Here is a 361-nt window from a genome sequence, read left to right on the forward strand (position 1 = left end):
CAGCCAGCAATTAACCAAAACTAATCAACAAAAGCAGTTATTGAGCGCTCAAATTGACAGTTATAAGACCTACCAAAATAATAAAGATAAAAGTCAGGCTGAACTTAGCTTTAATACGGTGGTCACCAAGTTCTTTGAGGTCATGAATAACTTCAAGCCCAAGACCTACGGTCAGCGTAAAGATGGCGTGAAAGACTTGATTTCCGACAAGCTATATCAGCAATACTTTTCAAATAAGGGCACGTATGGTGATAGCAATAGTGTTTCAGCCAAATTAGATCAGCTGAACCTGTATACACAAAGTAAGCAGGGCCAAGATATGAAAGGCTTGGCCGTCGTTAGTTATGAAACTAAGAGTGGC

At 39.9% G+C, this 361-nt stretch carries 1 pseudogene; it reads left to right on the plus strand.

The features are described from left to right. Positions 1-361: pseudogene (locus tag ACKTR2_RS10560) on the plus strand (hypothetical protein); the annotation flags it as partial.

Source organism: Furfurilactobacillus curtus (assembly GCF_045862785.1).
Classification (GTDB): domain Bacteria; phylum Bacillota; class Bacilli; order Lactobacillales; family Lactobacillaceae; genus Furfurilactobacillus; species Furfurilactobacillus curtus.